The sequence below is a fragment of the Georgenia sp. H159 genome, from assembly GCF_035607575.1.
Classification (GTDB): Bacteria; Actinomycetota; Actinomycetes; order Actinomycetales; family Actinomycetaceae; genus Oceanitalea.
The window spans coordinates 25,955-37,161 of the sequence record NZ_JAYDZY010000001.1 but is presented as its reverse complement, the minus strand read 5'-3'; the positions used below and the strand labels follow the sequence as shown (position 1 = coordinate 37,161).

The window sequence follows — 11,207 nt, the reverse complement described above, 5'->3', positions numbered from 1 at the left end:
CAAGGAGGGGCCCCGGGCGCACGCCCGGGAGAGACGTCCCGACTTCCTTCGCCGGTGCTAGCCGGAGCAGGTTCGAGGGTCTGCGGCCGCTGCCGCACTCTCAGCACCGTCCGGTGCTCCCCTGTCGTTCGCACCCGATCCTACCCGCCGCCCGCCCACGGGAGCACACCGGGCGGCCGCGAACGGGTGTGCGCCCCGCGGCGGCCGCCGCTAGGTTGGACCCAGCCTACGGACGGAGTGACATGGACATCGGGTGGAAGATCGTCAGCACGGGATCGGCGGTCCTCGCCGGCATCCTGGCCAACAAGGTCCTCGACGTCGGGTGGAAGGCGGTCACCGGGCACGAGCCGCCGCACGAGGACCCCAACGACCCGAGCATCAGCACGCTCGAGATCGTCGTCTTCGCGGCCGTGAGCGGCGCGGTCATCGGGATCATCCGGCAGTTCGCCCAGGTCGGGGCCGCCAAGTGGTACGGCGGTCCGGTCGAGAAGAAGGGCTGAGCCCGGCACCCTAGCGGTCCGGGGCGCCACCCTCGCGCTGCTCCCGCTCGACGGCGTCGCGGTGCAGCCGCTCCAGCTCCAGCCGGTCGAGCTCGTCGAGCTTCTCGGCCCGCTCGAGGTCCTGGGTGAGCTCGTCGACGATCATCAGCTCCGGGTGCACCTTCCCGGTCCGGTACCCGGCCCGGCTGAGCATGTGCGCCGAGATCGGCCCGGTGACGAGCTGGAACGCGACGACGAGGACCAGCGTGATCCCCACGGTGAGGTTGCGCAGCTCGACCGCCAGCCCGGCCATGAGGAGCATGAGCCCGAGCACCTGAGGCTTGGTGGCGGCGTGCATCCGGGAGAGCAGGTCGGGGAACCGGACGATGCCCAGGCCGGCGATGAACGCGAGCAGCGCTCCGCCGATGAGCAGCGTGCCGGCGACGATGTCGAGTGCGAGGGTCATCGGCCCTCCCCCCGGTCCTCGGCCTCGTCGTCGACGGAGACGATGACCGGACCGCTCTCGTCGTCGTGGACGGCGGGCGCGTCGTCGTCCTGCGCCTGACGCTCGGCGAGGATCATCGCCAGCTCCTCCTTGGTGAGGATGCGACCTTCCTCGGCGGACTCGGCGGCGGCGAACCGGGCGATGGCGGTCGAGCCGATGAAGCCGACGATCGACAGCGCGACGAGCACCGGGACGAGGTCGCTGCGCTTGGTGACGGCGGCGATGACGGTGACCGTCCCGATGAGCACGGCGGTCATGACGTCCAGCCCGATGATGCGGTCGAACATGCTCGGTCCCCGCTCGATCCGGCTCAGTGCGAGGAGCGCGGCGGCCAGCAGGATGACGAAGCAGACGACGTAGACGACGCTCATGACTCGGCCTCCCGACGTGCGTCCATGTCGGCCTCGACGCGGTCCCCCGAGGCGCTCCGCAGCTTGCCCGCCCGGGGGGAGCTGCCCGGTACGAGCCCGGCGGCGAGCAGCTCCTCCCGTGAGCCGAAGGCCCGCAGGATGCGCTCCTCCTGCTCGAGGACGGCCTCGTGGGCCCGCTCGAGGCCGCCGTGCATCTCGACGTCGAGGATGTGGTGGTACAGGGTCCCGGTGATGCGGTGCGCCTCGATGACCACGGAGCCGGGGACGAGCGTCGTCATCCCCGCGACCATCGTGAGGTAGACGTCGTTGTGGCTGCGCAGCCGGACCCGGATGACCGCGCCGCGGGGCGGCTCGCGCCGGAGCGCGATCGCCGCGACCTCGACGGAGGCCTTGACGACGTCCCAGAGGAAGTAGACCACCAGGAGGATGACGCCCCACGGGCGGAAGCGCCCGTCGAAGGGCGTGTCCGGCAGGGCGAGGACAGTCGTGGTGACGACGGCGACGAGCGCGCCGATGACGACGTTCGCGAGCGTGAGCTGGCCCCAGAGGAAGACCCACACGACGGTGAGCCACAGGAGCACGCCCCAGTTCGCCCGGGGTCGGAGGCGTCGCCTCCGACGCTGCTCGGCCGGTCGTTGCTCGGCTGCCTCCCGGCTCATGGCACCTCCTCCCCGGTCTCCTGCTCCTCGACGTCCCCGACGTCCTCGCCCCCGGGGCCGGTGACCTCCGGGGACTGGCCCGAGCCACGGTGCCCGTCGGGAAGCACCGTGCTGATGTAGGGAGTCTGGGCGCGCAGGTCGCGGGCGGCACGGTCGGTGTAGGCGAACAGGGGGCCGGCGATGAACGTGAACGCGAGCGACATGGCCACGAGGGCCGCCGTCGGGCCCACCATCGACCGCGGGATCACGGTGTCCGGCAGGGGGTCGGGGGCCTCCTGCCAGAACGCCTGGTTCCACGCCTTGCTCACGGCGTAGAGGGTGAGGAGGCTGGTGACGAGCGAGGCGGCGATGAGAGTCCAGTCCAGCGCACCACCGCGTGCAGCGCCGGCCTCGATGAGGCCCACCTTGCCGAGGAACCCGGACATGGGCGGGATGCCGGCGAGGTTCATCGCCGGGAGGAAGTAGAGGAAGGCGAGCAGCGGTGCGACGCGCGCCAGCGACCCGAGCCGCGCGAGGGACGTCGTCCCGCCCCGGCGCTCGATGAGTCCCGCGACGAGGAAGAGGGCCGTCTGCACCGTGATGTGGTGGACGACGTAGAAGATCGCCGCGGACAGGCCGTCCTCCGAGGACGTCGCGACGCCCCACACCATGTAGCCGATGTGGCTGACCAGGGTGAAGGACAGCAGCCGCTTGATGTCCTGCTGCGCGACGGCGCCGAGGATCGCGATGACCATGGTGACGAGCGCGACGACCATGAGGAGGTCGTCGAGCCGCCCGCCGGGGAACAGCAGCGTCTGCGTGCGGATGATGCCGTAGACGCCGACCTTGGTGAGGAGGCCGGCGAACACCGCGGTGACCGGTGCCGGCGCCGTCGGGTAGGAGTCGGGCAGCCACGCGTGGAGGGGGAACACGGCGGCCTTGATCCCGAACGCGACGAGCAGCATGAGCTGGAGGACCAGCTGTGTGCCGGGGTCGATCTCACCCATGCGCTGGGCCAGCTGGGCGAGGTTGACCGTGCCGGTGGCCGCGTACACGAGTGCGATCGCCGCGAGGAACAGGAGCGAGGAGAGGATCGAGACGACGACGTAGACGGTCCCCGCCCGCACCCGCTCGCGCGACCCACCGAGGGTGATGAGCACGAAGCTGGAGACGAGGAGCATCTCGAAGCCGACGTAGAGGTTGAACAGGTCCCCGGTGAGGAAGGCGTTGGACACGCCGGCGGACAGGACCAGGTACGTCGGGTGGTAGATCGCCACGGGTGCGCCCTCGTCGCCGTCGGCGTTGCCCTGTGCCAGCGAGTAGAGGAGGACGCCGAGCGTCACGGCGACCGACACGACGAGGAGCAGCGAGGAGAGCCGGTCCGCGACCAGTGCGATGCCCACCGGCGCCGCCCAGCCGCCGATGTCCACGGCCATGGGGCCGTCGTTGACGAGGACGAGCAGGGTGATGGCGATGCCGAGGACGGCGGACAGCGCCGTGACGGTGACGATGCGCTGGACGTGCGGGTACCGGGCGAGCGCAAGGGCGAGCCCGGCCCCGATGAGCGGGATGAGGACGGGCAGCGGCAGGAGGAAGCTCACCGCAGCTCCTCGTCGTCCAGGCCCATCCCGGGGCCGCGTCGGCCCCGCGTCCCGCGTCCCGGCACGACGAACGTCTCGTCACGGGCGAGGGCCGCCTCCTCGGCGAGGGTGGTGCCGGCGTCGTCCGTGCTGCGCGCCGGGACCTCGTTGCTCTCGGCCAGCCGGGCGATCCGGCGGTCCTCGAGGTCGTCCTGGACCTCGTCGTGCCCGTTGAGCTGCCAGGCGCGGTAGGCGAGCGACAGCAGGAAGGCGGTGAGGCCGAGCGTGATGACGATCGCGGTGAGCACCATGGCCTGCGGGAGCGGGTCGCTCATCTCCTCGGGCGCCGTCGAGCCGACGAGCGGCGGCCCGCCCGCACGTCCACCGGCGATGAGGAACATGACGTTGACGCCGTTGGAGATCATCGAGATCCCGATGATCACGCGCGTGAGGCTGCGCTCGAGCAGGAGGTAGACCCCCGCCCCCACGAGAAACCCGACGAGCAGCACGAGCGCGAGGCTCGGTGAGGTGTCGATCATCGCGTGCCTCCGTCCGTGGGCCGTGGACCGCCCGGCCAGCCGGCCGGTGCGGCCTCGGGTGCGGCGTCGTCGGAGGTGACCTCCGGGGAGTCGAAGGGCACGTCGGGGGCGACGTCACCCTCCCGCTCGCCCTGGCGGTCGACCTCGGCGCCCAGCGTGCGGAGGATGTCGAGGACCAGCCCGACGACGACGAGGTAGACGCCGATGTCGAAGAAGATGGTGGTCACCAGCTTGAGCTCGCCCATGGGGCCGAGGTCCGCCTCGATGAGCGCGGACTGGAGGACGTCCCCACCGAACAGCAGCGGGATGGCCCCGGCACCCGCGGAGAGGAACAGGCCCGAGCCCAGCAGCCAGCCGGCCTGGACGGGGGCGGCCTCCCCGAGCTCGAAGCGCCCACCGGCGAGGTAGCGGACGGTGAGCGCGACGCCGGCGATCAGCCCACCGGCGAACCCACCACCGGGCTGGTTGTGCCCCGCGAAGAGCAGGTAGAGGGACAGCACCACCATGGTGTGGAAGATGAGCCGGGTGCCGACCTCGAAGATCACCGAGCGACGCTGCGGGGCGAGCGTGGGGACGGCACTGAGCCACTGGCGGCCGCGGCCCTCGTTCGGCTGGGACTCCTGGCTCTCGGTGAGCCGCCGGAAGAGGCTGGCGTTGCGCTCCGGGACCGGGGTGCTCCACACGCGCGCCTGCTGCGCGGGGCTCATCGTCGTGGCCCGGTCGATCTTCGAGGCGCGGGCCCGGAGGAAGATGAGGGAGGCGACGCCGGTGGCCGCCGCCAGCACGACGGAGATCTCGCCCATCGTGTCCCACGCGCGGATGTCGACCAGCGTGACGTTGACGACGTTGCGGCCGTACCCGTACTCGTAGGCCTCCTCGGCGAAGTCGACGGAGACCGGTTCGTGGATGCGCGAGCCGGCCGAGATCATCGCGAGGCCGGCGGCCATGACGCCGACGGCCGCACCGAGGGCGGCCCGCCACCACCGGGACGCGGCCAGCGGCCGGTTGGAGAAGTACGCCGGCAGGCGGCGCAGGACGAGGATGAACACGACGAGCGTGATCGTCTCGACGAGCACCTGCGTGAGGGCGAGGTCGGGGGCGCCGTGCAGCTCGTAGAGGACCGCGACGCCGTACCCGGTGACGCCGACGAGCAGCACCGCCTTGAGCCGGCGACGGGCACGCGCCGTGAGGAGGGCCGCGACGGCGACGACGACGACGACGGCGGCCTGGACCCCGCTGTCCCACAGCCGTACCTCGGCCGGGACCACCCCGTAGGCGATGGCGGACCCGCCGCCCAGGACGACGGCCACCGCGAGGATCGTCGACAGGTAGGCGGGCAGCGAGCCGCGCTGGGTGAAGGCCGTGACATCGGCGGCGAGGCGCTCGGTGCCGCGGATGACCCGGCGGTACGCGCCGGCGGCACCCTCGAGCTCCCACAGCGCGTCCTGCCAGCGCTCGACCCGTTCACGCTGGAGGAACAGGAGGACGCCGACCGCGATGACCAGCAGCGTGAGGTAGAGCGCGGGACCGAAACCGCCCCACAGGGTGAGGTGGCCCGCCTCGCCGGGATAGGTGTCGGCGTACGGGGCGAGGACGTGCTCGGTGGCGCCGGGGAACGCGCCGACGACGACGCCCCCGACGGCGAGGATGAGGGCCGGCGTGACGATGAGCCGGGAGGTGCGCTGCGCCGGCGGTGGCTCGACGTCCCGTTTCGAGGCGAAGGCGCCCCACATGAACCGCAGGCCGTAGGCGAAGGTGAGCACCGAGCCGAGGACGACGATCACGAGGGCGACCGTCCCGGACCCGTCCTCGACGTGGAGCAACGCCTCGATTGCACCCTCCTTGGCCACGTAGCCGACCGTGACCGGCAGCCCGACCATGGACGCCGTTGCGAGCCCCGCACTCACCGCGGTGAGTGGCATACGACGGGCCATGCCGGTGAGCTCGCGCAGGTCCCGGGTGCCGACGGACCAGTCGATGGTGCCGACGACGAGGAAGAGGCAGGCCTTGAACAGCGCGTGCGCACCGAGCAGCGCCAGACCGGCGAGCGCGACCGCCCGGGAGCCGAACCCGACGAGCAGGATGATGAACCCCAGCTGGCTCACGGTACCGAAGGCGAGGAGCAGCTTGAGGTCGTGCTGCCGCAGCGAGCGGTAGCCACCGAGCAGCAGCGTGCCCCCGCCCAGCACGACCACCGCCCACCGCCACAGCGGCACGTCCGCGAAGCCGGGCGCGAGCCGGGCGACGAGGTAGACACCGGCCTTGACCATCGCAGCGGCGTGCAGATAGGCGCTCACCGGGGTGGGTGCCGCCATCGCCGCGGGGAGCCAGAAGTGGAAGGGCAGCAGCGCGGACTTCGTCACCGCGCCGAGGAGGATGAGGACCACCGCGGCGGAGACCACGCTGCCGGCCGGCGGGTTCGCCACGAGCTCACGCAGGGAGTAGCTGCCGCCCTCGGTCTCGCCGAGGGCGATGAAGCCGGCGAGCATCGCGAGGCCACCGAAGGTGGTGAGCACCAGCGCCTGGATCGCGGCACGCCGCGAGTTCTGCCGGTCGTAGTAGTGACCGATCAGCAGGAAGGACGTGATCGTCGTCAGCTCCCAGAAGACGTACAGCAGCAGCGTGTTGTCCGTCGTCACCAGCCCGAGCATGGATCCGGCGAAGGCGATGAACACCCCGCCGAAGCGTCCCAGTCCCTGGGCGGTCCCCGAGAAGTAGGCGGCGCAGTAGACGAGCACCAGCGACCCGATGCCGCCGACGAGCAGCACCATGAGCCACGACAGCGTGTCGAGGCGGAACGCCAGGTGCAGATCCAGGGCCGGCACCCAGGAGACGTCGACCGCCGGGTGGTCACCGGCCAGCACTGCCGAGGTCTGGGCGATCGCCCAGGCGGCCGCCGACGCGGGGACGAGGGCGAGCGCGAGGAAGAACCGGCGGCCCCACAGCTTCATGCATGCAGGCGCGACCACAGCCACCACCAGGTGGAGGATCAGCAGCTGCAGCACCGGCGGCTCCGAGTATGTCGACGGTCGTGTGAGCCCACGCCGGCACACCGCCCGCGCTGGACGCGTCCCCGCGCACGCAGTGACGCGTACCGGAACGGGACACCCGCAGCCTACCAACGAGTGGGGTCGCTGCTCGCTCCGGGGCCGTAACTGCTACGCATCTCACACCGTGGGGCGACGCGCTTGTGACGCGATTGTGGACAAGGGTGTGTTTCCGCTCTTCTGGGCGGCATACCGCCGATGTGGTTCCCACCAAGCCGACCGGTCGCCACGTTTCTGAGAAGCGCGCTGAAGCGATCAGGAGCACCCTGGTCCAGTGACCCGGCGACGAGCCGGGCCCGGATCAGCACCGAAGGGACTGAACCAGATGACTGAGGACTTCACCCGCCCCGCGGGAGACCCCCGCACGCTCGGCCAGGAACCGGGGGCCCCCGCCCGACCGCCGGTCAGCCCGCCGCCGCCCGTCACGCCGCCGCCGACGGGCGCCCCGGCCCCGGTGTCCAACGCCCCCACCGAGGGCGGCGGCGCCAAGGACGCCGCCAAGGAGGAGGCGTCCAAGGTGGCCGGCAACGCGAAGGAGCAGGCCTCCAAGGTCGCCGGCACCGCCAAGGAGGAGACCCAGCGGGCGGTCGGTGAGGCCAAGCGCCAGGCGCAGGACCTCCTCCGCCAGAGCCAGTCCGAGCTCTCCTCGCAGGCCGGGACGCAGCAGCAGCGTCTCGCGAGCGGCCTGCGCTCCTTCTCCACCGAGATGAACCAGATGGCCGAGGGGACCGAGGAGCCGGGCATCGCCACGCACGTCGCCCGCTGGGCCTCCGAGGTCGCGGACGACGCGGGCCGCTGGCTCGAGAACCGGGACCCCTCCTCGGTGCTCGACGAGGTGCAGCGTTACGCCCGCCGCAACCCGGGCACCTTCATGCTCATCGCCGGTGGTCTCGGGCTCGCCGTCGGGCGCGTAGCCCGCAGCCTCAAGGACGCCAACGACGAGCCGGACACCTCCGACCTCGCCGCCGGACGCGGCTACGCCAGCGGGTACGGCACCGGCCAGGCCTCCACCGGTACCGGCACCTCCGTGGGCGGCACCGCGGGCGGCGACCCGCTCGGGACCACCGGGGCCGGCACCGCCCCCGGGGGGCCGCCCCCCGGTCGGACGTACGGCGCCCCCGGCACCACGGGCGGTTACGACCAGCCGGGCGGCCTGCGATGACCACACCTCCCGACCCACACGGGTCTCACGTGCCACCCTCCACGCCGCCGGGCGGTCCGCCGCCTGCGGCCGCCGGTCCTCCACCCGTCCCGGCGAACGCCGCTCCGCCGCGGACCGACGCCGGCCCTTCCCAGGACGCGAGCATCGGTGAGCTCATCGGCAACATCAGCCAGGACTTCTCCACGCTCGTGCGGCAGGAGATGGAGCTCGCCAAGGCGGAGATCTCCCAGACCGTCTCGAAAGCGGGCAAGGGGGCCGGCATGTTCGGCGGCGCAGGACTGGCCGGGTACTTCACCCTGCTCTTCCTGTCCCTCGCCCTCTGGTGGGCGCTCGGCGCGCTTATCGGGGACGGCGATGCGCAGCCAGCACTCGGGTGGTCAGCGCTCATCGTCGCCGTCATCTGGGGCATCGTGGCCGCCGTGCTCGCAGTCACCGGCCGCAAGGAGATGAAGGAGGCCGAGGGCCTTCCTCGGACCACGCAGACCGTCAAGAAGATCCCGGACGCAATGAAAGGACAGGACCACTGATGGCCACCAACGATCCGGACGCGATCCGGCGCGACATCGAGAACACCCGTAGCGACCTCAGCGAGAACGTCGACGCGCTCAGCGACAAGATGAGCCCGAGCCAGATCGCGGACCGTCAGAAGGACAAGGTCCGCGATGCCGTCTCCGGCGCCAAGGACAAGGTCTTCGGCTCGGCGCACGACACCGCGGGGTCGGTCCGCGGCCAGGCGGACCGGGCGACCGACATGGCCAAGGACGCTCCGCACCGCGCGAAGGCCAAGGCCGAGGGCAACCCGCTCGCCGCCGGCCTCATCGCGTTCGGCGCCGGCCTCCTCGCGGCCGGACTCATCCCCTCCTCGCGCAAGGAGCGCGAGCTGGTGGACGAGGCGCGCAACAGCGACGCCCTCGCCAGGGCGACCGACGAGGTGAAGTCCGCGGCCAAGGAGTCCGCCGAGCACCTCAAGGAGCCCGCTCAGCAGGCGGTCCAGGACGTCAAGGAGACCGCCACCGAGGGCGTCCAGCACGTCCGGGAGGAGGGAACCGGCGCTGCCCAGGACGTCCAGTCGCAGGCCAAGGACTCGGCGGACAACGTCCGCGACTCCCGCTGACGACCAGACCCACACCGACGGGCCCCGCCGCACTCGCGGAGGGGCCCATCGGCCTGTGGACGCGCCGAGCGGCCCGCATCGGCCGGGCTCGGCGCACCACCCTGCGGCTGCACCACCTCCGGTAGCCGACCCTCGTCAGGGTGTGAGGCTCTCGACGGCGACGAGGAAGGCGTCGTCGTCCACGATCTGGCCACCCACCACCGCATGGAGCGCCGCGGCCACACCTTCGACGATCCCCCGCACCTCCTCACGGTCCCGCCGCACCGCCAGCGGCGGCCGCGGGCCCAGGGCGAGGCCGGGGTCGTCCGGACGCCAGCGCACCTCGTAGCTGATGACGCCGCCACGGGCCCAGGGCAGGGCCCGCAGGACGCGGGGCGTGTGCTCGTCACCTGCCACGCTGACCTCCAGCGCACCGCCGGGGACGGCCGCGACGTGGGCATACCCGTCGAGCACCTGCGGCCGGGACAGGACCGCGTCGTCGAGCGCGTCGGCCTCGGCGTGCAGCCACGCCCGCTCCCCCTCGTCCAGCTCCGCGGCCGCCCGCGCCCGCAGGGGGTGCACGTCCACGGCGACGCGGTCCCCGGGGGACGACGCCTCCGGCACGTCCACGGGCGCCAGCCCGGGCAGGACCGGCGCCAGCACGCGGCCGCACGCCTCCGGCTCCAACCAGACCGTGGTGTGCACCGTGAGGTCGACGGCGGAGGCCGGGTCGGGGACGAGGACGGTTCCCGTGCCGGCCACTCGGAGGGCTCCACCCAGGCGGCGGGCCTGGGCGAGCAGATGGTCGAGCACCACCCGCTCCAGTCCGACCGGCTCCCCCTCGGGGAACGCGTCGAGCAGCCCGCCCATGCCCCGGAGCTCGGGGGGGACGGGGGCCGAGCGCTGCACCGGGCAGCGGAGCAGCATGGCGGCGACCGCCCACGCCGGGAGGTCGAGGCCGGAGCGGACGGCGTCGTCCACCTGCCAGGGCCCGGTCAGCTGCGCCTCGCCAGTGACCCGCAAGGTGGCCAAACCGGTCCAGCCGGCGTCGTCGAAGTGGGAGACGGCCAGCGCCTCGACCTCCTCGGGGAGCACCTCCGCAGCGAGGACGAGCAGGTGCCGCGGCTCGGCGAGAGCACGGTCCAGGCGGGGCAGCGTGGTGTCCATCAGCGCAGGGGGATACGACTGAAGTTCAGGTGCGACCGGGAGGCGGTCGGGCCGCGCTGGCCCTGGTAGCGCGAGCCGTGCGCCCCGGTGCCGTAGGGGTGCTCGGCGGGGCTGGAGAGCCGGAAGAAGCACAGCTGCCCGATCTTCATCCCGGGCCACAGGGTGATCGGGAGCGTCGCCGTGTTCGACAGCTCGAGCGTGACGTGCCCGGTGAAGCCGGGGTCGATGAAGCCGGCGGTCGAGTGAGTGAGCAGCCCGAGCCGGCCGAGGGAGGACTTGCCCTCGAGGCGCGCGGCGACGTCGTCGGGCAGCGTGACGAGCTCGTACGTGGCGCCGAGCGCGAACTCACCGGGGTGCAGCACGAACGGCTCGTCGGGCTCCACCTCGACGAGCCGGGTGAGGTCGGACTGGTCCTGCGCCGGGTCGATGACCGCGTACCGGTGGTTGTCGAAGAGGCGGAACCAGCGGTCGAGCCGGACGTCGATGCTCGCCGGCTGGATCATCGCCGGGTCGTAGGGGTCGAGCTGCACGCGCCCCGTGTCGATCTGGGCCTGGATGTCGCGGTCGGAGAGAAGCACGCTGCGATTGTGCCTCACGACGTGGCGAACGGCCGGACCCCGTCGGGA

12 protein-coding genes and 1 riboswitch are annotated in these 11,207 nt (G+C 72.3%); of the genes, 4 read left to right on the top strand and 8 right to left on the bottom strand.

Going from position 1 to position 11,207, the window contains the following annotated elements; genetic code table 11:
• Positions 1-26: 26 nt before the first annotated feature.
• A riboswitch (TPP riboswitch) is annotated at positions 27-133 on the bottom strand.
• A 109-nt stretch (positions 134-242) separates the two neighbouring features.
• A complete protein-coding gene (locus tag VR894_RS00190; protein ID WP_324649280.1) occupies positions 243-500 on the top strand; it encodes a DUF4235 domain-containing protein in 258 nt (85 codons plus the stop codon).
• A gap of 10 nt (positions 501-510) precedes the next feature.
• On the opposite strand, the gene mnhG is transcribed toward VR894_RS00190, so the two are convergent.
• The 6 genes from mnhG to VR894_RS00160 are packed head-to-tail and all read right to left on the bottom strand — an operon-like array spanning position 511 to position 7,117.
• The gene (gene mnhG, locus VR894_RS00185) at positions 511-945 is read right to left on the bottom strand and encodes a monovalent cation/H(+) antiporter subunit G (RefSeq protein ID WP_324649279.1); all 435 of its coding nucleotides are present in this window, start codon (positions 943-945) and stop codon (positions 511-513) included.
• Positions 942-1,355 (bottom strand): monovalent cation/H+ antiporter complex subunit F, encoded by a 414-nt coding sequence (locus VR894_RS00180; RefSeq protein WP_324649278.1) that lies wholly within the window; start codon positions 1,353-1,355, stop codon positions 942-944. The genes mnhG and VR894_RS00180 overlap by 4 nt, the downstream gene beginning before the upstream one ends.
• Positions 1,352-2,014, bottom strand: coding sequence for a Na+/H+ antiporter subunit E (locus VR894_RS00175; protein ID WP_324649277.1), 663 nt, complete (start codon positions 2,012-2,014; stop codon positions 1,352-1,354). The genes VR894_RS00180 and VR894_RS00175 overlap by 4 nt, the downstream gene beginning before the upstream one ends.
• Positions 2,011-3,594 (bottom strand): Na+/H+ antiporter subunit D, encoded by a 1,584-nt coding sequence (locus tag VR894_RS00170; RefSeq protein WP_324649276.1) that lies wholly within the window; start codon positions 3,592-3,594, stop codon positions 2,011-2,013. The genes VR894_RS00175 and VR894_RS00170 overlap by 4 nt, the downstream gene beginning before the upstream one ends.
• Entirely contained in the window at positions 3,591-4,112 is a 522-nt protein-coding gene (locus VR894_RS00165) for a Na(+)/H(+) antiporter subunit C (RefSeq protein WP_324649275.1), read from the bottom strand. Before VR894_RS00165 ends, VR894_RS00170 begins: the two co-directional genes overlap by 4 nt.
• Complete coding sequence (locus VR894_RS00160; RefSeq protein WP_324649274.1) at positions 4,109-7,117, bottom strand: Na+/H+ antiporter subunit A; 3,009 nt, start codon at positions 7,115-7,117, stop codon at positions 4,109-4,111. Before VR894_RS00160 ends, VR894_RS00165 begins: the two co-directional genes overlap by 4 nt.
• A 367-nt stretch (positions 7,118-7,484) precedes the next feature.
• Between VR894_RS00160 and VR894_RS00155 the strand changes: the two genes are divergently transcribed.
• The 3 genes from VR894_RS00155 to VR894_RS00145 are packed head-to-tail and all read left to right on the top strand — an operon-like array spanning position 7,485 to position 9,435.
• A complete protein-coding gene (locus tag VR894_RS00155) occupies positions 7,485-8,321 on the top strand; it encodes a hypothetical protein (protein ID WP_324649273.1) in 837 nt (278 codons plus the stop codon).
• Between the two features lie 29 nt (positions 8,322-8,350).
• Positions 8,351-8,848: a phage holin family protein gene (locus VR894_RS00150; RefSeq protein ID WP_416380781.1), complete on the top strand. Its 498-nt coding sequence runs from the start codon at positions 8,351-8,353 to the stop codon at positions 8,846-8,848.
• Positions 8,848-9,435 carry a DUF3618 domain-containing protein gene (locus VR894_RS00145; RefSeq protein WP_324649272.1) on the top strand — a complete coding sequence of 196 codons (588 nt, stop codon included), beginning with the start codon at positions 8,848-8,850 and terminating at the stop codon, positions 9,433-9,435. The genes VR894_RS00150 and VR894_RS00145 overlap by 1 nt, the downstream gene beginning before the upstream one ends.
• A gap of 135 nt (positions 9,436-9,570) precedes the next feature.
• Here VR894_RS00145 and VR894_RS00140 read toward each other — a convergent pair whose 3' ends face one another.
• Together VR894_RS00140 and dcd are read right to left on the bottom strand one after the other, a co-directional pair.
• Positions 9,571-10,581: a hypothetical protein gene (locus VR894_RS00140; protein WP_324649271.1), complete on the bottom strand. Its 1,011-nt coding sequence runs from the start codon at positions 10,579-10,581 to the stop codon at positions 9,571-9,573.
• Entirely contained in the window at positions 10,581-11,159 is a 579-nt protein-coding gene (gene dcd / locus VR894_RS00135) for a dCTP deaminase (RefSeq protein ID WP_324649270.1), read from the bottom strand. The genes VR894_RS00140 and dcd overlap by 1 nt, the downstream gene beginning before the upstream one ends.
• Between the last annotated feature and the right edge of the window lie 48 nt (positions 11,160-11,207).